This is a genomic window from Aurantimonas sp. DM33-3, from assembly GCF_014334315.1.
In the GTDB taxonomy this organism is placed as follows: domain Bacteria; phylum Pseudomonadota; class Alphaproteobacteria; order Rhizobiales; family Rhizobiaceae; genus Aurantimonas; species Aurantimonas coralicida.
In genome coordinates, this window is sequence record NZ_JACSGS010000003.1 from 364996 (window position 1) to 388219 (window position 23224).

Annotated in this window: 24 protein-coding genes; 11 read left to right on the forward strand and 13 right to left on the reverse strand. The window is 68.1% G+C overall.

Annotated features, from left to right (window positions below; translation table 11 throughout):
* Nucleotides 1-164: 164 nt before the first annotated feature.
* Both H9Q09_RS22770 and H9Q09_RS06685 read right to left on the reverse strand, forming a co-directional pair.
* The gene (locus H9Q09_RS22770; RefSeq protein ID WP_187390412.1) at nucleotides 165-1265 is read right to left on the reverse strand and encodes a tetratricopeptide repeat protein; all 1101 of its coding nucleotides are present in this window, start codon (nucleotides 1263-1265) and stop codon (nucleotides 165-167) included.
* Nucleotides 1266-1383: 118 nt separating this feature from the next.
* Nucleotides 1384-1959 (reverse strand): NnrU family protein, encoded by a 576-nt coding sequence (locus H9Q09_RS06685; protein WP_187390413.1) that lies wholly within the window; start codon nucleotides 1957-1959, stop codon nucleotides 1384-1386.
* Nucleotides 1960-2179: 220 nt separating this feature from the next.
* On the opposite strand from H9Q09_RS06685, the gene H9Q09_RS06690 reads away from it, so the two are divergent.
* Complete coding sequence (locus H9Q09_RS06690; RefSeq protein ID WP_187390414.1) at nucleotides 2180-2581, forward strand: I78 family peptidase inhibitor; 402 nt, start codon at nucleotides 2180-2182, stop codon at nucleotides 2579-2581.
* A 50-nt stretch (nucleotides 2582-2631) separates the two neighbouring features.
* Here H9Q09_RS06690 and H9Q09_RS06695 read toward each other — a convergent pair whose 3' ends face one another.
* Together H9Q09_RS06695 and guaA are read right to left on the reverse strand one after the other, a co-directional pair.
* Nucleotides 2632-3552: a DMT family transporter gene (locus tag H9Q09_RS06695; RefSeq protein WP_187390415.1), complete on the reverse strand. Its 921-nt coding sequence runs from the start codon at nucleotides 3550-3552 to the stop codon at nucleotides 2632-2634.
* 66 nt (nucleotides 3553-3618) lie between these two features.
* Nucleotides 3619-5175 carry a glutamine-hydrolyzing GMP synthase gene (gene guaA, locus H9Q09_RS06700; protein ID WP_187390416.1) on the reverse strand — a complete coding sequence of 519 codons (1557 nt, stop codon included), beginning with the start codon at nucleotides 5173-5175 and terminating at the stop codon, nucleotides 3619-3621.
* A 174-nt stretch (nucleotides 5176-5349) separates the two neighbouring features.
* On the opposite strand from guaA, the gene H9Q09_RS06705 reads away from it, so the two are divergent.
* Nucleotides 5350-5838, forward strand: a complete 489-nt coding sequence (locus H9Q09_RS06705) for a ferritin-like domain-containing protein (RefSeq protein WP_246716031.1) — start codon at nucleotides 5350-5352, stop codon at nucleotides 5836-5838.
* A gap of 54 nt (nucleotides 5839-5892) precedes the next feature.
* Here the strand turns inward: H9Q09_RS06705 and H9Q09_RS06710 are convergent, their stop codons facing one another.
* The 4 genes from H9Q09_RS06710 to H9Q09_RS06725 all read right to left on the reverse strand — a co-directional run bounded on the left by H9Q09_RS06710 (nucleotide 5893) and on the right by H9Q09_RS06725 (nucleotide 10106).
* Nucleotides 5893-6564, reverse strand: coding sequence for a 5'-methylthioadenosine/S-adenosylhomocysteine nucleosidase (locus H9Q09_RS06710; protein WP_187390418.1), 672 nt, complete (start codon nucleotides 6562-6564; stop codon nucleotides 5893-5895).
* A 49-nt stretch (nucleotides 6565-6613) separates the two neighbouring features.
* The gene (locus tag H9Q09_RS06715; RefSeq protein ID WP_024349124.1) at nucleotides 6614-7063 is read right to left on the reverse strand and encodes a TspO/MBR family protein; all 450 of its coding nucleotides are present in this window, start codon (nucleotides 7061-7063) and stop codon (nucleotides 6614-6616) included.
* Nucleotides 7063-8364: an RsmB/NOP family class I SAM-dependent RNA methyltransferase gene (locus H9Q09_RS06720; RefSeq protein ID WP_187390419.1), complete on the reverse strand. Its 1302-nt coding sequence runs from the start codon at nucleotides 8362-8364 to the stop codon at nucleotides 7063-7065. Before H9Q09_RS06720 ends, H9Q09_RS06715 begins: the two co-directional genes overlap by 1 nt.
* Nucleotides 8365-8603: 239 nt before the next feature.
* Nucleotides 8604-10106: a catalase gene (locus H9Q09_RS06725; RefSeq protein WP_187390420.1), complete on the reverse strand. Its 1503-nt coding sequence runs from the start codon at nucleotides 10104-10106 to the stop codon at nucleotides 8604-8606.
* A 111-nt stretch (nucleotides 10107-10217) separates the two neighbouring features.
* Here H9Q09_RS06725 and H9Q09_RS06730 point away from each other — a divergent pair, with 111 nt between their 5' ends.
* On the forward strand, nucleotides 10218-11120 hold the full coding sequence (locus H9Q09_RS06730; RefSeq protein WP_024349127.1) for a hydrogen peroxide-inducible genes activator: 903 nt from the start codon (nucleotides 10218-10220) through the stop codon (nucleotides 11118-11120).
* A 74-nt stretch (nucleotides 11121-11194) separates the two neighbouring features.
* Here H9Q09_RS06730 and H9Q09_RS06735 read toward each other — a convergent pair whose 3' ends face one another.
* Entirely contained in the window at nucleotides 11195-12559 is a 1365-nt protein-coding gene (locus tag H9Q09_RS06735; protein ID WP_187390421.1) for an aspartate aminotransferase family protein, read from the reverse strand.
* Nucleotides 12560-12836: 277 nt separating this feature from the next.
* On the opposite strand from H9Q09_RS06735, the gene nthA reads away from it, so the two are divergent.
* Genes nthA through H9Q09_RS06750 form a run of 3 tightly spaced genes read left to right on the forward strand, consistent with a single transcriptional unit; the run spans nucleotide 12837 to nucleotide 14546 of the window.
* The gene (gene nthA, locus H9Q09_RS06740) at nucleotides 12837-13508 is read left to right on the forward strand and encodes a nitrile hydratase subunit alpha (RefSeq protein WP_187390422.1); all 672 of its coding nucleotides are present in this window, start codon (nucleotides 12837-12839) and stop codon (nucleotides 13506-13508) included.
* On the forward strand, nucleotides 13505-14167 hold the full coding sequence (nthB, locus tag H9Q09_RS06745) for a nitrile hydratase subunit beta (RefSeq protein WP_187390423.1): 663 nt from the start codon (nucleotides 13505-13507) through the stop codon (nucleotides 14165-14167). The genes nthA and nthB overlap by 4 nt, the downstream gene beginning before the upstream one ends.
* Complete coding sequence (locus H9Q09_RS06750) at nucleotides 14154-14546, forward strand: nitrile hydratase accessory protein (RefSeq protein WP_246716032.1); 393 nt, start codon at nucleotides 14154-14156, stop codon at nucleotides 14544-14546. The genes nthB and H9Q09_RS06750 overlap by 14 nt, the downstream gene beginning before the upstream one ends.
* A gap of 75 nt (nucleotides 14547-14621) precedes the next feature.
* On the opposite strand, the gene kdgD is transcribed toward H9Q09_RS06750, so the two are convergent.
* From kdgD to H9Q09_RS06765, 3 genes are all read right to left on the reverse strand, one after another.
* The gene (gene kdgD / locus H9Q09_RS06755; protein WP_187390425.1) at nucleotides 14622-15512 is read right to left on the reverse strand and encodes a 5-dehydro-4-deoxyglucarate dehydratase; all 891 of its coding nucleotides are present in this window, start codon (nucleotides 15510-15512) and stop codon (nucleotides 14622-14624) included.
* 57 nt (nucleotides 15513-15569) lie between these two features.
* A complete protein-coding gene (locus H9Q09_RS06760) occupies nucleotides 15570-16313 on the reverse strand; it encodes a FadR/GntR family transcriptional regulator (RefSeq protein ID WP_051141490.1) in 744 nt (247 codons plus the stop codon).
* Nucleotides 16314-16482: 169 nt separating this feature from the next.
* Nucleotides 16483-17472, reverse strand: a complete 990-nt coding sequence (locus H9Q09_RS06765) for a 2-hydroxyacid dehydrogenase (RefSeq protein ID WP_187390426.1) — start codon at nucleotides 17470-17472, stop codon at nucleotides 16483-16485.
* 193 nt (nucleotides 17473-17665) lie between these two features.
* Here H9Q09_RS06765 and H9Q09_RS06770 point away from each other — a divergent pair, with 193 nt between their 5' ends.
* From H9Q09_RS06770 to H9Q09_RS06790, 5 genes are all read left to right on the forward strand, one after another.
* Nucleotides 17666-18571, forward strand: a complete 906-nt coding sequence (locus H9Q09_RS06770; protein ID WP_246716033.1) for a dihydrodipicolinate synthase family protein — start codon at nucleotides 17666-17668, stop codon at nucleotides 18569-18571.
* 121 nt (nucleotides 18572-18692) lie between these two features.
* On the forward strand, nucleotides 18693-19676 hold the full coding sequence (locus H9Q09_RS06775; RefSeq protein ID WP_187390428.1) for a tripartite tricarboxylate transporter substrate binding protein: 984 nt from the start codon (nucleotides 18693-18695) through the stop codon (nucleotides 19674-19676).
* Nucleotides 19677-19737: 61 nt separating this feature from the next.
* Nucleotides 19738-20211 carry a tripartite tricarboxylate transporter TctB family protein gene (locus tag H9Q09_RS06780; protein WP_187390429.1) on the forward strand — a complete coding sequence of 158 codons (474 nt, stop codon included), beginning with the start codon at nucleotides 19738-19740 and terminating at the stop codon, nucleotides 20209-20211.
* The gene (locus H9Q09_RS06785) at nucleotides 20211-21731 is read left to right on the forward strand and encodes a tripartite tricarboxylate transporter permease (protein ID WP_187390430.1); all 1521 of its coding nucleotides are present in this window, start codon (nucleotides 20211-20213) and stop codon (nucleotides 21729-21731) included. Before H9Q09_RS06780 ends, H9Q09_RS06785 begins: the two co-directional genes overlap by 1 nt.
* 108 nt (nucleotides 21732-21839) lie before the next feature.
* Nucleotides 21840-22772, forward strand: a complete 933-nt coding sequence (locus H9Q09_RS06790) for an AEC family transporter (protein ID WP_187390431.1) — start codon at nucleotides 21840-21842, stop codon at nucleotides 22770-22772.
* Between the two features lie 20 nt (nucleotides 22773-22792).
* Here H9Q09_RS06790 and H9Q09_RS06795 read toward each other — a convergent pair whose 3' ends face one another.
* Nucleotides 22793-23116 carry an NIPSNAP family protein gene (locus H9Q09_RS06795; protein ID WP_187390432.1) on the reverse strand — a complete coding sequence of 108 codons (324 nt, stop codon included), beginning with the start codon at nucleotides 23114-23116 and terminating at the stop codon, nucleotides 22793-22795.
* Nucleotides 23117-23224 lie beyond the last annotated feature (108 nt).

Below are 23224 nucleotides of genomic sequence, written 5' to 3' on the forward strand. Positions count from 1 at the left end.
CTCCGCGCTCCTCCGGAGCGATGGGGCACACCGGTACGAAGCCGGGGCCGGTTGCGATCGGGGCGCCGGCCGTGTGTCACGTGCGAGCTCTGCCCCGATCCGATCGGTTTGCGGCGACGTCCGGACCGGGTGAACCCGGCCGCAGGCGACGACGCCGCAGCGGTTCAGTCGGCGCCGGCAGGCGCCGGAGCGGCCGGCGTGCCTTCATCAGGCGCGTCGGTCGTGGTCGGCTCGGCCTGCTCCGGGGCGGCAGCCTCGGGGGCGGCCGCGGGATCGGCGATGCCGAGCCCGGTCGTCGGAACGGCGACGCTCGGCGCGGCAGCCCCCTCGGGCAGCGCCGCATCGGCGGCAGGCGCAGCCGGCGCTTCGCCGGTGGCCGCATTCGGGCTCGCCGGAGCCTCGGTCGCTGCACCCTCGGTGGCTGCGCCATCGAGATCTGCTCCGTCGCTGGCAGCGGCCGGTGCCTCGGTCGCCGGCGCCGCAGGCGTGGCCTCCCGGGCGGTCGTTTCACCGCCCGCGACGGGCGCGGCCGCGTCCGCCGGAGCGGCGTCCGTTGCCGGCCCGGTCGCAGTACCGATCTCCTCCGGCATCACGGTGCCCTCGGGCATCGGCTTGCCGGCGGCGATCAGGTCGAGCATCAGCCGGGCCCGGCTGATGATGCCGTTCGGCGCGCCGGGATCGTCGACCAGCTGCTGGAACAGCGTCGTCGCGGTTTCCGTGTCCTCGGCCTTCCAGGCGGCCAGCGCCACGGCTTCGCGGGCCGGAAAGCGCAAGGCCTCGCTGTCGCCGGTCAGCCGCTCGACACGGCTGCGCACATCGCTGAGCGCACCGTGGTCGACCAGCACATAGGCGGCGCGCACGGCGGCCATGTCGCGCAGCGCATCGGGCGCGCCGGCATCCGCCGCCACCTTGTCGAAGGCGGCGACCGCCTCGTCGAACTTGCCCTGCGCCTGATAGACGCCGCCGATGCTCATGCGGGCAAGGTCCGGATAGGCGCCGTAGCTGTCGGCCGCCAGGGCTTCGAGCGCGGTGATGGCCTCGTCGGGCTTGCCGTCACGCGCCAGCTGCAGCGCGGCCAGATAGGCATCGCCCGAGGCGTTGGCCTGGGCGGTCTGGTACCGGTCCCAGCCGACGACGGCCGCGGTGATGACGACCACCAGAATGACCGCGGCCAGGATATAGGTCCCGAACCGCGTCCAGATGGCTTTCACCCTGTCCTGGCGAAGCTCTTCGCTGACTTCGCGAAAGAAACTGTCGTCGCTCATCCATCCACTCTTCGAAAACCGGCCGTGGCCGGGACCATCGGCCCGGCACGCAAGAACACTTGGGGTCTTCTAACGATTTTTGCCGCAGGTGAAAGGGCGTGCGCGCCTTGATGAACCGCTAAGCGATCGGCGCGACGCCGAAGAACCAGCGATGCAGCCACAGGATGAACGCCGCCGCGAGGCCGAGACCGACGACGACCGCCAGGAGATCGCCGCGCAGGCCGGGCGCTCGCCCCGCCGATGCCGGGACCGGGCGGCGGATTGCGCTGGCATAGTCGAGGACCGCCCAGACCAGGAAACTGCCGAAGAGCACCACGTCGGCAACCGTGCCATTGGCCAGAAGATGCCCCAGCGCCCACAGGCCGACGCCCAGCACCATCGGGTGCCGGACCGCCGTCTTGATCCGTCCGGTCGGCAGATAGGCGCTGGCGACGAGGACGAAGGCCACCGGCACCAGGAGCAGCGCGAGATGGCCGAGGCCCGGTGGCGGCGTGTAGAGCGGCACCGTCGTCATGCGCGCGGCGCCATAGCCGTAGATGATCAGCATCAGCCCGACGAGCGACAGCACCGAGTAGATGCCCTTGAACCGGTTCTCGCCAAACCGCGCCAGCAACCGGTCGCGCGTCGGCTCCGCAATGATCCGCAGGGAATGCACGCCGAGGAAGATGACCAGGCCGAGGATGAGAATGGCCATGTGGAATTTCCCCTCTGACGGACCGGCGGGCACGGCGTGCGCGCCGGTCGAAGACTAGCAGAAATGTCCCGATCTGACGCGATCCTGGCGACGACTTCGCGGTTTTCGCCGCCTTGCCGCTTCCTTCCCTGCCGGTGCCTGCCCTAGGGTTGCGGCGAATCGACCAGAATCGGGCCGGTCTTCACGCCGCCCGAGCAAGACCATGATGAAGGATCTTTCGATGATGCGCCCCATGTCCCTCGCCCTTTTGACGAGCGCCGCGCTACTGGTGGCCGGCTGCACCACCGAGCGCCCCGATCCGGCGGGCCTGAGGGCGCAGTCGGATGGCCGCATGGGCGGCGGGACTGCATTGCCGCCGATGCCGGGCGGCGGCACCGCCGGCACCAACGGCCGGCTGGCGCCGGGCGGCCCGGCCATCGGCAGCTGTAATCCGGAAGCGGCCCGGTATCTCATCGGCGAGATCGCCAATGTCGAGACGGTGGAAGCGGCAAAGGCGGCCACCGGTGCCGAGACCGTGCGGGTTCTGTATCCGAACCAGCCGGTCACCCAGGAGTTCGTCTCCGGCCGCCTGAACATGGAAACCGACAACGCCAACCGCGTCACGCAGGTCCGCTGCGGCTGATCGGCCTGCGGGCCTGACCGGCCCGCTCGTCTCGTCGAACCGCCGGGCGATCAGCCCGGCGTCACCGGCTGGGCCGAGCTTACCCTTCGAGCGAGCTGGCGTTCGCGGAAGAAGATGAACAGCCCCGCCCCCATGATGATCGCTGCGCCGAACAGCATGGTCAGGCGCGGCACGTCGCCGAACACCAGATAGCCGAACAGGATCGCCCAGACGAGCATGGTGTATTGCAGCGGCGCGATGTCGGCGGCGTCGCCGAGCTTGAACGCCCGCGTCACGCACATATGCGCCGCCATCGCCACGACGCCGAGGATCGCCAGCAGCCCCAGATCCACCGGGTCCGGCGTCACCCAGCCGAACGGCGCCAGGATCGCCCCGCCGACGAGCGCCCCCACCGTCTGCCAGAAGACCAGCGCCTTGTCGGACGTGCCGCGCAGGCTGCGTGCGGTGATCATCATCAGCGCGAAGGTCAGGCTGCCGCCGATGGCGATGAAGGCCGGCGCGGTCAGGCTCGCCTGCGACGGCTGCAGCACCACCAGCACGCCGATGAAGCCGATGACGATCGCCGTCCACCGCCTTATGCCGACGCGCTCCTTCAGGAAGATCGGCGAGAGCGCCGCCACATAGATCGGCGCGGCCAGCCAGTAGGCCATGGTGTCGGCGAGCGGCAGATAGGCGACGGCGCCGTAGAAGGCGAGCACCTCGACGGTGGCGAAGACCACCCGAAGCACCTGCATGCCGGGACGCTCCAAGCTCACGAGGGGTTTCAGTCCCGTGCGCGCGAGGAACGGAGCCAGGATGACCAGCGCCGCCACCGAGCGGATCAGCAGCACCTGGCCGACCGAATAGGTCGAGACCAGCCATTTGCCGAGCGTGTCGTTGACCATGAACAGGAAGATGCCGAACAGCATGATGCCCATGCCGAGCGTGTTGGTGCTCGGCCGGCCTGTCGCGGCGGCGCTGGCTTCGGTCATCTCTCGTCCATTTGTGGCTGGTCTCCGCCCGGCCCGGGCGATCGCGGCCCGGTCAGGCGCGCGGCATCATTCCCATTCGATCGTGCCCGGCGGCTTCGAGGTCACGTCGTAGACCACCCGGTTGATGCCGCGCACCTCGTTGATGATGCGGGTCGCGGTGTTGCCGAGGAAGTCCATGTCGTAATGGTAGAAATCTGCCGTCATGCCGTCGACCGAAGTGACGGCCCGCAGCGCGCAGACGAATTCGTAGGTCCGCCCGTCGCCCATCACGCCGACGGTCTGCACCGGCAGGAGCACGGCGAAGGCCTGCCAGATGGCGTCGTAGAGACCGGCCTTGCGGATCTCGTCGAGATAGATCGCGTCGGCCTGGCGCAGGATGTCGAGCTTCTCGCGGGTCACGCCGCCCGGGCAGCGAATGGCGAGGCCCGGTCCCGGAAAGGGCTGGCGGCCCACGAAATGCGCCGGCAGGCCGAGTTCCTGACCGAGCAGGCGCACCTCGTCCTTGAACAATTCGCGCAGCGGCTCGACGAGCTGCATGTTCATGCGCTCCGGCAGGCCGCCGACATTGTGGTGCGACTTGATCGTCACCGACGGGCCGCCGGTGAAGGAGACGCTCTCGATCACGTCGGGGTAGAGGGTCCCCTGCGCCAGGAAGTCGGCGCCGCCGATCTTCTTGGCCTCCGCCTCGAAGGTCTCGATGAACAGCCGGCCGATGGTCTTGCGCTTGACCTCCGGGTCCATCTCGCCTTCCAGCGCGTCGATGAACATGTCCTGCGCCTGAACGTGGACGAGCGGGATGTTGTAGTGGTCGCGGAACATCGCGACGACCTCGTCCGCCTCGTTCATCCGCAACAGGCCGTGATCGACGAAGATGCAGGTCAGCTGGTCGCCGATCGCCTCGTGGATCAGCACCGCCGCAACGGAAGAATCGACGCCGCCGGACAGGCCGCAGATGACCTTGCCGTCGCCGACCTTGGCGCGGATCTCCTCGACCGCCTGCTCGCGGAACGCCGCCATGGTCCAGTCGCCGGACAGTCCGGCGATGCGGTGGACGAAGTTCGACAGAAGCCGGGCGCCGTCGGGAGTATGAACCACTTCGGGGTGGAACTGCACGCCGTAGAAGCGGCGCGCCTCGTCGGCGATCGCCGCGAAGGGGGCGCCGGATGACTGGCCGATGATCTCGAAGCCCTCGGGCAGCGCCGTGACGCGGTCGCCGTGGCTCATCCACACCTGGTGGCGGGTGCCTTCGGCCCAGATGCCCTCGAACAGCGGCGAGGCCTTCTTGACCTCCATGAAGGAGCGGCCGAATTCGCGGTGCAGACCGCCTTCGATATTGCCGCCGAGCTGGGCGCACATGGTCTGCTGGCCGTAGCAGATGCCGAGCACCGGCACGCCCGCCTCGAGGATTTCCGTCGGCGCCGTCGGGGCATCGACGTCCGTCACCGAAGCCGGCGATCCCGACAGGATCACGGCCTTCGGCGCAAGGCGGCGAAAGCCTTCGGCAGCCGACTGGAACGGCACGATTTCGGAATAGACGCCGGCTTCGCGGATGCGCCGCGCGATCAGCTGGGTGACCTGGGAGCCGAAGTCGACGATGAGGACGGTGTCGGGGTGCGCTGTCATGGCGAGGCTTTAGAAAAGCACGGGCGCAATGTCCAGCACCTCGCGCGGCATTGCCCGTATGCGGCTGACGCATCGGTAGCCACCTGTGCATTACCGCCGCCGGCAGGCGGAACGCCGGTCCTGCAGGGCCGTTCTGGCGCCGCGGTACTGATGCCGCGATCCGGAGCAACTGACATGAGCGTCAAATCGCTGGACGACCTCTTCCTGCACACGCTGCAGGACATCTACTATGCCGAGAAACAGATCGCCAAGGTTCTCCCCAAGATGGCGAAGAAGGCGGCGAGCGAGGATCTGAAGGCCGCGTTCGAGACCCATCTGGAAGAGACCAAGGAGCAGGTGACGCGGCTCGAGGAGGTGTTCGAGAGCCTCGGCAAGAAGCCGCGCGCCGTGAAGTGCGACGCGATCATCGGCATCATCGACGAGGCGACCGAGCTGATGGACGAGGTCGAGGATCCCGAAACCCTCGACGCCGCGATGGTCGCCGCCGCCCAGGCCGTCGAGCATTACGAGATCGCCCGCTACGGCACGCTGATCACATGGGCCGGGATCCTCGGCCACAAGGAAGCCGTCGCAAAGCTGCAGGAAACCCTGAAACAGGAAAAGGCGACCGACGAGAAGCTGTCGAAGCTCGCCGAGGTCAAGGTCAACAAGAAAGCCGCCTGATCCCGTCGATCGTCGCCCGGCTTCGGGGAAGCCGATCCCCGGACCGGGCGGCGGTCACGACGAACCGATGTCCAGCAGTCCCGAGTCGAGCGCGATCTCCAGCCGGTCGACGGCATCGGCGAGCTTCTCGTCGATGACATGCAGCAGCGTCGTCCAGTCGTCGTAGTGATGCAGGTCCCCCGCCCCGTCGGAGATGCCGCGCAGGCCGACCAGCTTCACGTCGAAGCGCTGGCAGGCGCGCAGCACCGCAAAGGTCTCCATGTCCACCATGTCGGCGTCGATCGCGTCGTAGCGCGCACCCGAGACGATGTCGGACCCCGTCGACAGCCGCGCCGTCGGCAGGCTCGGCACCGGCGTCGGCAAGGCGGTATGGACGGGATGATCCAGAAACGGCGTGACGCCCCTGGCGAATCCCAGCGGCGACGCGTCGATGTCGCGCCAGGCGACCGACGAGACCTGATAGATCTCGCCCTGTTCGAGCGTGCGCGAGCCGGCCGAGCCGAGCGAGACCACGAGGTCCGGGCGATGGCCCGCCAGTGTCAGCGCATGCAGGGCGATGCCGGTGCCGAGCGCCGCCTCGATCGGCCCGACCCCGGTCATCAGGGGCGCGATGCGGCGGCGCAGCGCCGGGCCGTATTCGGCCGGGGCCGCCATGACGAACAGCACCCGGGCGCCGCCCAGCTCTTCCGTCGCGGCGTCGATCTTCGTCGGGTCGTAGTCGCTCATGCTGCCGTCCGTCCGGTGCTCCGAGCGTGGGCGCCCGGCGATGGTCTTCTCAGTTCAACCACCAGATGGCGGCGTTGAGAAGCGTCGCATAGGCGACCCAGGCGCCATAGGGCAGGAACAAAAGGGCCGAGACGCGATCCTCGCGCCAGGTATAGGCGACGAAGCCGCAGATCGCTGCGAACAGCGCGACGATCTCGACCAGCGCAAGGCCCGGCATCTGCGCGGCGAAGAACAGGAATGGCCAGACGAAGTTGAGGCCGAGCTGCACCCACCAGATCCGCGCGGCCTGCAGCTCACCCCGGTGCCAGACGCGCCAGCCGGCGATGCCGATCAGGACGTAGAGCATCCCCCAGGCCGGTCCGAAGACCCAGCCCGGCGGATTGAACCAGGGCTTCTGCAATGCCTGATACCATTCGCCGGGCGCCGTCGCCGCACCTACCAGCGCGCCGCCGCCCACGGTCAAAGCGAGGAACAGCGGCAGAGCCACATAGCCCCGCATCAGCGACGCTCCAGGACCGCGAAGAAGAAGCCGTCGGTGCCGGTGGTGCGCGGCGTCAGCGTCAGCGTCGTGCCGTCGCCGAGCGCGCTGGCATGGTAGGCCTTCGGCGCCTCCGGCAGGGCCTCGGCCCAGCGTCCCGCGGCATCAGCGACCTTGAACTGAGCACCCGCGTCACGTTCCAGGAAGGCGGCGACGCGGGCCCCGTTCTCCTCGGGCAGCAGCGAACAGGTGATGTAGACCAGCCGGCCGCCGGGCTTGACGAAGCGCGCAGCCGCGTCGAGCACGGCGTCCTGCTCTTCCAGCCGCTTGTCGAGCTGGCGCTCGGCCAGCCGCCACTTGGCGTCCGGGCGCCGACGCCATGTGCCGGTGCCGGTGCAGGGCGCATCGACCAGCACCAGATCCATGCGGCCCTCCAGTTCGCCGATATCGTCGCGCGGCGCGTGGACCTGGACGTTGCGGACCTCGGCCCGCTTCAGCCGGTCGTGGATCGGCGCCAGCCGCTGGCGATCGCTGTCATAGGCGTGGATCTGGCCGGTATTCTCCATGGACGCGGCCAGTGCCAGCGTCTTGCCGCCGGCCCCGGCGCAGAAATCCAGCACCTGCATGCCGGGGGCTGCCCCCGCCAGAAGCGCGACGATCTGCGAGCCCTCGTCCTGGATCTCGAACCAGCCCTTCTGGAAACCGGCTTCCACCTGCACATTGGGATGGCGTCCGTCGCCGGCGATCGGCGGGACGCGCAGCCCCTGCGGCGCCAGCGCCGTGGCGGTCGCCGCAAACGGCGTCAGCGCCTTGGCGACCTTGTCGCGATCGGCGCGCAGCGTGTTGACGCGCATGTCCAGCGGCGGGCGGTCGGACAGGGCCGCGGCCTCCGCGATCCAATCCTCGCCGAAGGCGGCTTCCAGCCGGGTGGCCAGCCAGTCCGGCACATCGGCCTGCACGGCGCCGGGCGCCGCGCTCAGCTCGCGGGTGCGGAAGGCGGCGAAATCGTCGGTCGACGGCATCTGGGGCGCAAAACGGTCGCCATCCAGGGCGATGGCCAGATCCTTGACGCCCATGCCCTTGCTGTCGAGGATCGCGGCGAACACCATGGCCGTCGGCGTCTCGTCTTCCATGCGCCAGGCCAGCGAGCGCCGGCGCCGGAGCACGTCATAGACGATGTTGCCGATGGCCGCCCGGTCGCCCGACCCCGCGAAGCGATGGGATAGCCCCCAGTCCTTCAGGGCATCGGCCACCGGCCGGCGCCGTGCCTCGATATCGGCCAGAATCTCGATGGCCGCTGCCATCCTGCCGCCCAGGCGCATGATCGTATCCTTGCTGTGTCTTGCCGGACGATGCCGGGCGTTCCGTGCGCAGGCCGAATAGCCGACCGGTGACCCGTCGGGTCGACAGGTCGTCTTCGGTCGCAGTGCCTCGCGGATTGAGCGCAGTCCTGCACCACGCGACGGCACCCCCGCAAGCAAAAAGGGCCGGGATCGCTCCCGGCCCTCTCCGTCCGGCGCACGTAGCGCCGACGTTTCATGTCGCGGACAATGGCGTCCGGTTACTCCGCAGCGGCGCTGTGGCTGGTGCTGAGGCTCGCCTCGGCGTCGTCGCGCGTCTGCGCTTCGAGTGCCTTGCGGACGCCTGCGCCGTACTCGGCATGCACCTTGTCGAAATGCGCCAGCTGGCGATCAACGATGAACTGCGGCACGCCCTGCATCGCACCGGCGATGTTGGCGCACAGACGCTCACGCTGACCGGCGTCGAACATCTCGAACAGCGCCCGCGGCTGGCTGTAATGGTCGGCCTCGCCACGGAAGTCGTAGCGACCCACCTGACCGCTGTAGCGATGCGGCGGCTCCTCGACGCTCGGATCCTCGACCGGACCGCCGAAGCTGTTCGGCTCGTAATAGGCGTCCGGGTTGGTGCGCATGCCGAACGGCATCTCGCCGTCGCGGTGATAGTGATGCACCGGGCTCTTCGGCTTGTTCACCGGCAGCGCATCGTAATGCGTGCCGATCCGGTAGCGATGCGCGTCCGGATAGGAGAACAGGCGACCCTGCAGCATCTTGTCCGGCGAGAAGCCGATGCCCGGGACGACGTTGGATGGGTTGAAGGCCGACTGCTCGATATCGGAGAAATAGTTCTCCGGATTGCGGTTCAGCTCCATCTCGCCGACCTTGATCAGCGGGTACATGCCATGCGGCCAGACCTTGGTCAGGTCGAAGGCGCTCCAGCCGGTCTTCTCCTCGAACTGGACCTCTTCACCCTCGGGCATGACCTGGATGTACATGGTCCACTTCGGGAAGCGGCCGTCCTCGATCATGCCGTAGAGGGCTTCCTGGTAGCTCTCGCGCGACTTGGCGATGACCTTCTCGGCCTCTTCATTGACGAAGTGCTCATGGCCCTGCTGGGTCTTGAAGTGGAACTTCACCCAGAAGCGCTCGCCCTGGTCGTTCCACAGCGAGAAGGTGTGGCTGCCGTAGCCGTTCATGCGGCTCGGGTCGGTCGGGATGCCGCGGTCGGACATCAGGATCGTCACCTGGTGCAGCGATTCCGGGCAGAGCGACCAGAAGTCCCACATGGCGGTCGCCGAACGCAGATTGGTGCGCGGATGGCGCTTCTGCGTATGGATGAAGTCCGGGAACTTGTACGGGTCGGCGACGAAGAACACCGGGGTGTTGTTGCCGACGAGGTCCCAGTTGCCTTCCTCGGTGTAGAACTTCAGCGCGAAGCCGCGCACGTCGCGCTCGGCATCGGCCGCGCCCTGCTCGCCGGCAACGGTCGAGAAGCGGGCCAGCATGTCGGTCTTGGAGCCCGGACGGAACACCTTGGCGCGGCTGTATTTGGTGATGTCCTCAGTCACCGTCAGCGAACCGAAGGCGCCCCAGCCCTTGGCGTGGACCACGCGCTCGGGAACGCGCTCGCGGTTCTGATGCGCCAGCTTCTCGATCAGCTGGAAGTCCTCGAGCAGCACCGGACCGCGCGGTCCGACCGTCTTGGAGTTCTGGTTGCTGGACACCGGCGCGCCAGCCGTTGTCGTCAGTCTCTCGCGATCAGCCATGTGTGGCCTCCCTTCGCCGTGTTTGGAATTCTTCCAGACCGATAATAGGGATGCGCCCCATAATCTCCAATCGTATTTCCATGCGACGCCAATCAGTTTATCCTATCGCGCATGCTCACCATCCGACAGCTCCGCTATTTCAGTACGCTCAGCGAAACCTTGCATTTCGGGCAGGCCGCCAAGCGCCTCAATATCAGCCAGCCCGCCCTCTCGGCGCAGATCGCCCAGATGGAGGAGTTCTTCGGCGGACCGCTGTTCCAGCGCGCATCCTCCGGCGTCACCCTGACCAGCGACGGCGCGCTCATCGGCGCCCGGGTACGGCGCATCCTCGCCGAGATGCAGGAGCTGGAAAGCCTTGCGACCAGCGGCGAGACGCTGCTGTCGCGCCGACTGCGCCTCGGCATGATCGCCTCGGTCGCCCCTTACGTGCTGCCGACCTTCCTGCAGGCGCTGGCGAGCGAATATCCGAGCCTCGTATGCGAGATTCGCGAGAGCGTCACCGACCGGCTGGTCGCGGATCTGGCGGTCGGCGAGATCGACTGCGCCGTCGTCGCGCTGCCGCTGGACGACCCGCTGCTCGAATCGATCGCGCTGTTCGAGGATCGCTTCTACCTGGCCCTGCCGGCCGCCGAGGCTTCGCGCCTGCCGCAGCCCGTGCCCCTGTCGGCGCTGCGCAACGAGCGACTGATTCTCCTCGAGGAAGGCCATTGTCTGCGCGCCCAGGCGCTGGACATCTGCCGCATCGCCGATGCCGGTGAGATGGCCGGCCTCGGCGCCACCAGCCTGACGACGATCCTGCGCATGGTGTCGGGCGGCCTGGGAGCGACGCTGATTCCCGAGATGGCGATTCCCGACGAGACCCGCAGCGGCGGCATCGCCATCCTGCCCTTCGAGGCGCCGACGCCCTACCGCACCATCGCCCTTGCCTTCCGCCCATCGACCGCCCGCCGCCGCGACTTCGAGGCGCTGGCCGACCTGTTGCGCCGTTCGCAGCCCCCGGCCGGCGCCGCCTGACACAAGCGCAGACGCAGGCGGCCCCGCACCGATCGGATGCGGGGTTGACCGTCGTGACGTGCGAGGCCCTGCCTTCAGAGGCTCGCCTGCAGTTCGTCGAGGCTGCGCGCGGTGGTCTCGACGATGGTGTCGATATGCTGCTTCTCGACGATCAACGGCGGGCAGAAGGCCAGCGCGTCGCCCATGGCGCGGGAAATGACGCCGTTCTTCTGCATGATGGCGAAGCCGCGCGCGGCAAGGTCTCCCGGCGGCTGGGCGGAGAGCTTGGCGGCCTTGTCGGTGACGAGTTCGATCGCGGCGATCAGCCCGACGCCGCGCACTTCGCCGACCAGCGGATGATCGGCGAGCGTGCGCAAACCGGCCTGCATGAGCTCGCCCATCTCGCGCGCATTGGCGACGAGATCGCGCTCCTCGATGATCTTCAGGTTTTCCAGCGCGACGGCCGCGGCCACCGGATGCCCGGACGCCGTATAGCCGTGGCCGAAGGTGCCGATCTCGGACGACTGGTCCGCCACCGGCGCATAGACCCGCTCGTTGATCAGCAGTGCCGAGATCGGCAGATAGGACGACGATAGCGCCTTGGAGAGCGTCATGATGTCGGGCTCGATGCCATAGGTCTGGCTGCCGAACATCTGGCCGGTGCGCCCGAAGCCGCAGATCACCTCGTCGGCGACGAGCAGGATGTCGTAGCGCTTCAGCACCGCCTGGATCTTTTCCCAGTAGGTCGCCGGCGGCACCACGACGCCGCCCGCGCCCATCACCGGCTCGGCGATGAAGGCGGCGACCGTGTCCGGCCCCTCGGCCTGGATCATCGCGTCCAGATCCTCGGCGCAACGCGTCGCGAAAGCCTCCTCGCTCTCGCCGTCGCGGCCTTCGCGCCAGTAATGCGGGCAGGTCGTGTGCAGGACGCCCGGCATCGGCAGGTCGAAGGCGCGATGATTGTTCGGCAGGCCGGTCAGGCTCGCCGAGGCCAGCGTCACGCCGTGATACCCACGGGTCCGGCTGATGATCTTCTTCTTCTGCGGCTGGCCGAGCGCGTTGGAGCGGTAGCGCACCAGCTTCATCATCGTGTCGTTGGCTTCGGAGCCGGAATTGGTGAAATACGCCTTCGACATCGGCACGGGCGCCATGCCCACCAGCTTCTCGGCCAGCTCGATGGCCGGGCCGTGCGATTTGTGGGTGAAGGTGTGGTAGTAGTTCAGCTTCTGCATCTGCCGCGCGGCGGCATCCACCAGGCGCTGTTCACCGAAGCCGACGGCCACCGACCAGAGCCCCGACATCGCCTCGATATAGCGATTGCCGTCGGTGTCGGTGACATGCACCCCCTCGCCCGATTCCATGACGATCGCCCCGTTGGCCTCGTGCTTGCGGGCATTGGTGTAGCTGTGGAGATGGAACGCGATATCGCGTCCCTCGATCGAATTCGGCTGGACGGTCATGGGTGCAGAACTCCGGGTATCGGGCTTGAGCGGCGGGCCGTGCCTGCGCCGCCACGTCGCTCCATTGGCCTGTGGTGCGCCTCAATACCCGTCCGGGTCAACGGGGGAATGCGAGCCGCCCTCCGCTATGCGCTGCACGCTCCCGCACGAGTCCTGGAACGGCTGGTAATTCCCCCTGCCGGGCCTATCATCGCAGCAGAGCGCGCGGACGCCCGCGCAAGGCCGCGACACCGGTCGGTGCGCGGCAAGGCCCGCGAAGACAGATCCGGGAGGAACCATGACGGGATCGCACGGCAGGGACGGTGATCATCACGCCCGCGGCCATCACCACGACCATGATCACGACAATCATCTCGACCCGATGACCGCCCGGGTCATGGCGCTGGAGACGATCCTCACAGAGAAGGGCATGGTCGAGCCGGACGCCCTCGACGCCATCATCGACACCTACGAGACCAAGGTCGGGCCGCGCAACGGCGCCAGCGTCGTCGCCAAGGCCTGGAGCGACCCGGCCTACGCCGACTGGCTGGCGCGCGACGCCACCGCCGCCATCGCCTCGCTCGGCTTCACCGGCCGCCAGGGCGAGCACATGCAGGCGGTGTTCAACACGCCGGAGCGCCACAACCTCGTCGTCTGCACCCTGTGCTCCTGCTACCCGTGGTCCGTGCTCGGCCTGCCGCCGGTCTGGTACAAGTCGCCGCCCTATCGCTCGCGCGCCGTCTCCGATCCGCGCGGCGTCCTGCGCGAATTCGGCGTCGCGCTGCCGGACGGCGTCTCGGTGCGGGTCTGGGACTCCACCGCCGAGTTGCGCTACCTCGTCGTGCCCGAGCGCCCGGCGGGTACCGACGGCCTGTCGGAGGCGGCGCTCGCCGCCCTCGTCACCCGCAATTCCATGATCGGCACCGAGCGTGACCTCGGCCCGCATGCCGCGCCGGAGACGCCGGCATGAACGGCCCGCACGATCTCGGCGGCCGGCACGGCTTCGGGCCCATCGCGCCGGAGGCGGACGAGCCGCTGTTCCATGCGCCCTGGGAACGCCGCGCCCTCGCCCTGACCCTCGCCGCCGGCGCGATGGGCCATTGGTCGATCGACGAAAGCCGCGCCGCCCGTGAGGATCGCGACCCCGCCGACTATTACGGCTCGTCCTATTACGAGATCTGGACCAAGGGCCTCGAGACGCTGCTCCTGCGCCACGGTCTCATCAGCTATCGCGAATTGCGCGCCGGGCGGCCCCTCGACCTGACCGTGCCGCCGAACCGCGTCCTGAAGGCCGACGCCGTCGCGCCGGCCCTTGCCAAGGGCAGTCCGGCCAACCGCGATCCTGAGGGCAGCACGCCGGCCTTCGCGCCGGGCGACAGGATCCGCACGCTGAACCTGCAGCCGCGCCACCACATCCGCCTGCCCGCCTATGCCCGCGAAAAGACCGGCACCATCGAGCGGGTACAGGGCTTCCATGTCTTCGCCGACGCCAGTGCCAAGGGCGACGACCATGTCGCGCACTGGCTCTACACCGTGGTCTTCGACGCATTCACGCTGTGGGGCGGCGGCGCCTCGCGGAGCGACACCGTCTCCATCGATGCCTGGGAGCCCTATCTTGAGCACGCCTGAGACCGGCATCGCCGCGGCCTCGCCGGGACTGCCGCGCGACGCGGCGGGCGAGCCCGTCTTCTTCGCGCCCTGGCAGGCCAAGGCCTTCGCCATGACCGTCGCGCTGAACGAGCGCGGCATCCTCGCCTGGGCCGACTGGGCCGCCGCGCTCGGCCGGGCCTGCGCCGAGCTGCCCGCCGCAGGCCCCTCGCCCGAAGCCGCCGCCGACGCCTATTTCACCGCCTGGCTCGCGGCGCTCGAAGAGATCCTCGCGGCGCGGGCGCTGGTGAGCGCCGATGCCGTCGATGCCGCGCAGGCCGTCTGGCACCGCGCCGCCGAGGCCACACCCCACGGCACGCCGATCCGCTACGAGGCCGGCCTGCCGCCCGCACGCGACTGACCGCCCAGACGCAAAACGGCCCCGCGATCGCGGAGCCGTCCGGCAGGTCTGGACAGGTCGCACCCTGAAGACGCGCTAGATCAGCGCCTTCAGCATCGTCTTCTCCTCGGCCGTCAGATCGGTGAGCGGCGGCCGGACCGGGCCGGAACCACGGCCGATCAGATCGACACCCGCCTTGATGATCGACACCGGATAGCCAACCTCGCGGTCGCGGATCTTGGCGAAGGGGAAGAAGAATTCGTCGAGGATCGTTGCCATGGTCGCCGTGTCGTCGGCCCGCATCGCCCGGTAGAAGCGCTGCGCCAGCTCCGGCACGAAGTTGAACACCGCCGAGGAATAGGTGGTCACGCCGATGGCGTTGTAGGCCTCGGCGAACAATTCGTGGGTCGGCATGCCGCCAATATAGCAGAAGCGATCGCCGAGCTTGGCGGTGATCTGGCGCACGACACCGATCTGGCCGGTACCGTCCTTGAAGCCGACGAGGTTCGGGCAGGCATCGGCCAGCCGCGCCAGCGTGTCGGCGGTGACGACGGAATTGGCGCGGTTGTAGACGATGACGCCGAGCCCGGTCGCGTCGCAGACCGACTTGATGTGCCGGTAGAGGCCCTCCTGGGGCGCACCGATCAGATAATGCGGCAGCAGCAGCAGGCCGTCGGCCCCGGCGGCTTCGGCGCGCCGGGCGATGTCGCGGGCCAGTTCGCCGCCATAGCCGCAGCCGGCGATGATCGGCACGTCGCCGGCGACGTCCTTGGCTGCCGCCGTTACCGTGCCGACCTCTTCCGGCGACAGGGAGAAGAACTCGCCGGTACCGCCGGCCGCGAACAGCGCCGCGGCATCGAAGCCGGCCAGCCATTCGACATGGCTGCGGTAGCTGTCCAGATCGAGCGACAGGTCCTCGTGGAAATGCGTGACCGGGAAGGACAGCAGGCCGGAAGCCAGCCGGCGCTTGAGTTCACTGGGCGACATGGGCTCTCCAATCATACGATGTCTCGCAGATGACGTATGATGACTTGAGCCCTGCTGTCAATCGCTGGCGGGCGTCGGCCGGGTCGCGCGGGTGATGGCGCGGTAGCGCTTGATGCCGCCCTGCAGATGGCGCCGCATGGCGTCGCGGGCGGCCTCGGGATCGCGCGCCCAGATCGCCTCGGCCACCTGCGTGTGCTCGGCCAGGAGCTGTTCGTCCCGGTTCGGCAGCGGATCGATGCCGCCCATCGCCTTGCGAAACTTGACTCGCGGGATGATCCGCCGGCCGACATGCTCCAGAAACGCCTTGAAACGCTGGTTGTTGGTCGCCGTGGCGATGGTCATGTGGAAGGCGAAATCGGCATTGTCGGTGGGGCGCCCCTCGGCCACCAGCCGCTCGAAGCTCTCGAGCTGTGCCTGGATCTCCGCCTCCTGGGCCGGCGAACTGCGCAGCGCCGCAAGCCCTGCGGCCTCGACCTCGATGCCCAGCCGCAGCTCCAGCTCCTCGATGATGTCGGAAATCTTGTCGGTCGCATCGGCAAACAGCGTCGGCAACTGCTCGCGCTGGCGCGGACCCAGCACGAAGACACCGACGCCCTGCCGCGATTCCACCAGGCCGTCGGCGCGCAGCGCCGCGATCGCCTCGCGGATCACCGTCCGGCTGTAGCCGAAACGCTCGACCAGCACCGGCTCGGTCGGCAGCTTGTCGCCCGGGGCGTAGTCGCCGGCTTCGATCCGCTCGCGCAATTCCTCCGTGACGCGCACCGTCAGCGGCCGGCTGTCCTTGGCTTGTCCTGTCACCACCCTGCCTGCTTCCTCCCTGCGATCCGCCTTGGGGTCGCCATCTGCGGCTCTGCATCGTGCCATGCAGTTCGCGCGCGTCGCCACCTCAACATATGATGACATACCGCGTCGATGACCACGATCACGGCTTTCGTCGCACGCCCGCCGTTCCGGTGAATTGTGCGAGAGCTCAGCCGGCGGGACGCACAACGTTGCTGCACGCCCGGCCGGTGAAATGGCGATTGATGTTGTCCGCCATGGTCGCCTGGCGCCGTCTTATGGTGCCGTCCGTCCAGGCCGACATGTGCGGGGTCATCACCACATTCTCGAGCGCCGCGAAATCGAAGCGGGACGGCGCCGTCACATCGCCTTCGGCCTCCGGATAACGGTACCAGGTGTCGATGATGGCTCCGCTGATGCGGCGATGGGACAGGGCCTCGTACAACGCCGCCTCGTCCACCACCGGGCCGCGGCCGACATTCACCAGCACCGCATCCGGCCGCATCTGGTCAAAGGCGGCTGCATCGACGAGCCCGCGCGTCTCAACCAGCAGCGGCAGCGACACGACGACGAAGTCCGCCGCAGCGTAGAACGCCGACAGATCGTCAAGGCCATGGCTGGCATCGACGTCGCCGGCCACCGGCACCGGGCTGCGATTGGCGACGTGGACGGCCATGCCGAAAGCCTTGGCCCTTGCCGCCACCGCCTGACCGATATGGCCGAAGCCGAGCAGCCCGAGCGTCTTGCCGCCGATCTCGCCGTGAATGTTGGCAGCCGCGCCAGCGCGGTACGGCCATTCGCCCTTGCGCAGGCGCCGGTCCGCATCGAACAGCTTCACCTGATGGGACAGGAGCGCCGCCATGACATATTCGGCCATGGCGGGCTCGTGGCCGTAGCAATTGCAGACGGTCGCGCCGGGCGGCAGCGCGTCGAGGGCAATGCCGTCGGTTCCCGTGGCCGAGACATGATAGAGCCGCAGCCGTTCCGGCCGCGGCTGCGAAGCCTGGAAGCGATTGCCGATGATCACGTCGGCCTGTCGCAGCGCCTCCGCATCGGCCTCGGTCGCCGGCTCGTCCGGCACGCGCCGGATCGTCGCCTCGACCTCGAGCAGGGCGTCGAAGCCTTCGACGAAGGAGGCGGCGTTGCGCCCGTGAAAGACGATTTCGATCGCGTCGGCCATGCGTCCCCGCTGTGCTGCACCGGCGGCAGCGCCAGAGACCCGCTCACCGGTGACCCTCCCGGCCGATTGACAGGCCGAACCATCAGTGTCTTTATGCAGTGATCATATGGCATCGGCAAGAGATCATATGATGAGCGGCAGGGGACGGGCCGCCGCATCTGTCATGCGAATCCAAGGCACGCCGGGAGGCACAATGCTCGCAGCCATGAAGGGCGTCTACATCGTCGCCCAGACGCCGTTCGACGCGGATGCCGGGATCGACCTTGCGAGCGTCGACACGCTGGTCGACTTCTACTGCCGCCATGGCGCGGACGGCTTCACCGTACTGGGCGTCAGCGGCGAGGCCGGCAAGCTGACGGAAGCGGAATCGCTGGCCGTCGCCAAGCGCTACATTGCTCGCGCCGGCGGCCGGCCGGTCATCGTCGGGGTCAGCAGCCCCAACCTTGCCCAGCTTTCCCAGCTCACCGCGAAGGTCATGGACGCGGGCGCCGCTGGCGTGATGATCGCGCCGGCCAGCGGCATCCGCACCGATGACGAGCTTGCCCGCTATTTCGATCACGTCTTCACCGCCATCGGCGACGTGCCGGTGGTGCTGCAGGATTTCCCCGGCGCGACCAATGTCGGCATGTCGGTGCCGGCGATCCTGTCGCTGGTCGAGCGTCATCCGCAGATCCAGGCGATCAAGCAGGAAGACCTGCCGAGCCTCAACAAGATCACGCGCCTGCGCCAAGGCGGCGGACGCCGCGTCGCCATCCTGACCGGCAACAACGCCATGTATCTGCCGCTGGAACTGGCGCGCGGCGTCGACGGGCCGATGGCCGGCTTTTCCTATCCGGAGATGCTGTCGGGCGTGTACCGCCTGCACACGCAGGGCGACACAGACGCGGCGAACGATCTCTTCGAACGCTACCTGCCGCTGCTGCGCTACGAGGCGATGGGCTTCTGGGGCGTGGCGGCCCGCAAGGAGGTCATGCGGCGACGCGGCGCCATCCGTCACGCGACGATGCGCCAGCCCGGACCCGCTCTGACCGCCGAGGACCATCGCGAGATCGACGCGCTGGTGGCACGGGTCGAGGCAAGGCTGGCCGAGGCCGCCTGACGGCCGGGCGCCACCCCGCGGGGACGGTCGCAGGAATCGGGGAAGACGGTCCGGCGGCACGCGGCGCCGGATCGGCGAAGCGGGGGCAACCCCTTCAGTTTCAACATGGGAGGACAGACGCATGCATCATCTCAGGACCCTTGCCGCCACTGCGGCGACCGCAGCCATCGTGGCCATCGCCGCGCCGGCCGCCGCGCAGGACTACCCCACCAAGGACATCCGCCTCGTCGTGCCCTGGGGCGCTGGCGGCGGGACCGACGGCATCTCGCGCAAGGTCAGCGCGATCGCCGAGAAGGAGCTTGGCCAGACCATCTATGTGGAGAATGTCGAAGGCGGCATGAGCGCCAACGGCATCATGAACGTCATGTCGGCACGCCCGGACGGCTACACGATCGGCGTCCTGACCTATGACAGCGTCATCACCGTGCCCTACCAGCAGCTGCTGCCGGGCTACGAGCTCGACAAGCTGCAGATGATCGGCCGCCTGACCAACGAGTCGGACGCGATCATCGTCGCCGACGACGCGCCCTACCAGACCATCGACGACCTGATCGCCGCCGCCAAGGACGCGCCGGGCGACGTCAAGGTGGCGATCCAGAACACCGGCTCGCGCACCCATCTGGCGATGCTCGAACTGGAGAAGCTCGCAGGCATCGATCTCGACCTCATCCCCTATCCGGGCGGCGCCGGTCCCCAGAAGGAGGCCATGCTGTCGGGCGAGGTCGTGATCGCCGTCACCAGCCTCGGCGATTTCGCCAACCTCCTCGACGAGGGCGACGCACGCGGGCTGGTCGAGTTCTCCGACGCGCCGAACCCGACCTACAGCGACGTGCCCGATGCCAGGTCCGCCGGTCTCGACCTGCGGTCCGGCAGCTTCATCATCGTCGCCGCACCGGCCAAGACCCCGGATGACGTCGTCGCCCGGCTGGCCGAAGCCTACCAGCAGGCGCTGGAAGGCGAGGAGTTCCAGGAATGGGTCTCCAAGGTCGGCGTGACGCCCGGCTGGCTCGGCCCCCAGGAGGTCACCGACTGGGTCGCAGAGCAGCAGGAAGCCGTCTTCGCCCAGTTCGACAAGCTGAAGGCTGACGGCGTCATCGCCCAGTAATCCCCGTGCGGCGGCGAAGCCTCGGCCTCGCCGCCGCACTACCCTGTCGCATGGACATCCGATGCTGCAAAAGCCCACCGTCATCCGCCAGCTGATCCTGCCGGCCGTGCTCTTCGTCGTCACGACGATCTATCTCGTCGCGGCGCTGGGCATCCGGCCGCAATATGACGAGGGCCTGGTCGGCCCCTCCTTCCTGCCGATCGTCATCAACGTCGTGATGTATCTCGGCCTCGCCGCCGTCGCGCTGAACATCGTTCGTGCCGCGCCCGCCGTCGAGGAGGCGCCGCGCGAGCCGCTGAACCTGCGGCCGGCCATTCTGGTGGTCGCGGCGACGGCGATCTACATCGCGGTCTTCGAGCCGCTCGGCTACGCGCTCTCGACGCTGCTCTACGTCTTCGCGCTGCTGCACGTCTTCCGCATGGACGCCAATCTCCTCTGGCGGCTGGTCTACGCGGTCGTCATCACCGCCGTCTTCTACCTGCTGTTCCAGGTCTTCTTCCACGTCCGGCTGCCGACCCTGACGGAGTGGCTGTAATGGAATTCGCGCTCCACATTCTCGGCGGCTTCGCCGCGCTGACCGACCCGACCGTCCTGTTCTACATGATCGTCGGCTTCCTGATCGGCACCTTCTTCGGCGCCGTTCCCGGGCTCACCGCCGTCCTGGCGATCGCCCTCCTCCTGCCGATCACCTACAGCCTCGACGTGACCGCGGCGCTGGTCATGTGCGCCAGCATCTTCATGTCTGGCATGTATGCCGGCAGCATCACCGCCACGACCATCAACATCCCCGGCGCGCCCTCCTCGATGATGACCGGCGTCGAGGGCTATCCGCTGATGCAGCAGGGGCACGGCGCCAATGCGCTCGGCCACGCCGCCCTCGGCTCGATGATCGGCGGCACCATCGGCGCGATCTTCCTGATCCTGTTCACGCCGGTCGCCGCAAGCCTCGCCCTCCTCATTCAGACGCCCGGCAAGTTCTCGCTGATTCTCTTCGCGCTGGTCGTCATCGGCATCTCCCAGCGCGGCGCCATCGCCAAGAGCGTCGTCACCACCGCCCTCGGCGTAATGATCGCCACCATCGGCATCGACGTCATGCAGCCGGTGGCACGCTTCACCTTCGGCACCTCGACGCTGGTCGAGGGCATCGGACTGATGTCCGTCGTCATCGGCACCTTCGCCATCAGCGAGCTGCTGATCCAGGCGCGCGACGTCATGCATGCCCGCACCGTGGACAAGGACCATGTCGCCAGGCTCGCCATCAAGCGCCGCGACTTCGTGCCTTTCCTCGCCGAGATCCGCGAGATCGGCGTCTGGACCTATCTGAAGAGCGCCATCATCGGCTTCTTCATCGGTGTCCTGCCCGGCGCCGGCGGCTCGATGGCGTCCTTCGTCTCCTATGCCGACGCCATGCGCCGGTCGAAGCGGCCCGAGCTCTACGGCAAGGGCAGCCGCGAGGGCATCGCCGCGGCCGAGACCGCCAACAATTCCATGTGCGGCGGCGCCTTCGTGCCGATGCTGATGTTCGGTATTCCCGGCGACCCGACCACTGCCATCGTGCTCGGCGTCCTGATCATCAACGGGCTGCAGCCTGGGCCCCGCCTGCTCGAGAACCAGATCGACATGATCGCGCCGATGTTCGCCTCCCTCCTGGTCAGCGCGCTGATCCTGATCCCGGTCACGCTCTACCTGCTCGGGCCGTATTTCGTCCGCATCGTCTCGATCCGCAAAGCCCTGCTCTATTCCTCGATCGCCGTCGTCGCGCTGGTCGGCAGCTATGTCGCCACCTTCTCCAGCTTCCAGATGCTGCTGGCGCTGGTCTTCGGCATCATCGCCTTCTTCCTGCGCACGGCAGGCTATCCGACCGTCACCCTGCTGCTCGGCTTCATCCTGGGACCGGATCTCGAGCAATATCTGCGGCGCTCGCTGCAACTGGCCAAGGGCGATCCGACGACCTTCCTCACCAGTCCGGACAGCCTGTTCTTTCTGGTGCTGACGGCGCTGTTCTTCTATTTCATGGTGATCAAGCCCCCCCGAACGCCGGCAACGGCCTCCTGACCCACCTCGCCATTTCGATCATCGCAACCACCAACGCCGCGGACCACGGGTCTGCGGCGTCGGTCGTTCGCCCCGCGGTCCGGATACCCGGCCAGACACGGTGACCCGATGCTCCTGTCGCTCGTCGACCGGCTCGCCCCGATTTTCCTTCTGATCGCCGTCGGCTACCTGCTGGTGCGCCGGGGCATCCTGACGCCGGGCGGCCTCGACGGGCTGACCAAGCTTGCCTTCTGGGTGCTGATCCCGGGGACGATGTTCCTGACGGTGTCCTCCATCCATGTCGGCGAGGTGCTGAACCTGCAAGTCTGGGGCGTCTATTTCGGCAGCATCGCCGTCACCGCCCTGGTCATCTACGCGGCGCTGATGCTGCGGCCCGAAACCGGGCGTGCGGAACGCATCGTTCTGGCCTTCGGCGCGGTCTATTCGAACCTGGCGATCGTCGGCATTCCGGTGATCGGCATCCTGTTCGGCGACCGCGGGCTGGTCGTCCTGACCGCGCTGATCACCATCCATGCGGCCGCCCTGATCACCCCGACGGTGATGCTGATGGAGGGTACAAGACGCGCCGACGGGCCGCGGCGCTCGCTTCTCGGCGCCCTCGGCAACCAGCTCGCCAATCCGATCCTCCTGTCGATCGTCGTCGGGCTCGTGGTCAGCGGCACCGGCCTGCCGGTTCCCGGCTGGCTGCAGGCCTTCACCGGAATGCTCAAGGCGGCGATGCCGGCCATCGCGCTGATCATCATCGGTGCCGGTCTTCACGGCCAGGAGATCCGCGGCAATGTCGCAACGAGCGCCGTCGGAGTGGCGGGCAAGATGGTTCTCCTGCCGCTGGTCGTCTTCGGCGTCGGCTCGGCCGTCGGCATGACGCGGGAGGTGCTGGCGCCGCTGGTCGTCGCCGCCGGCCTGCCGCCGGGCATCAACGCCGTGATGATGGCAGCCGCCTACCGGACGGCGATCGACCGGACCTCGACCATGATGCTGGCCTCGACCATCCTCTCGCTGGTGACGATCCCGCTGCTGGCCCTCTTCCTCACGGCGTGAGGGCCAGCAACGGGACAGGTTCAGCGCTTGGCGGGCGCGAAGGCCACCGGCGTCATCAACTTGTTCTCCTGGCTCACCAGATAGCCGGCATCGGCGCTCTTGCCGAGATAGGCCTGCCAGTCCGGATCGGCCTGCAGGGCCGCGCGCCGGGCCTCGCGGTCGGCCGCGTCGTCGTAGCACCAGATATGGGTGTAGGAATTCACCGGGCCTGTCTCGGTGACCATGTAGGCCAGCGGCTCGCCCAGATGCCGGCTCTGCGGCCCGTAGCCATGCGCCTCGTAGAGCGCCAGATGCTTCTTGATGGTGCCCGGCCGGCAGCTGTAGGTGCGAACGTCGTAGAGCATTGCGGCTCCTCCCTCTTGCGATAGATCCGGACGCGGGATCCGTTCGGTTCCCGTCCCCCGCCCGGCTTCCTTCTGACCGGTTGGCAGCCCCATGCCAAGGCGTCGGTC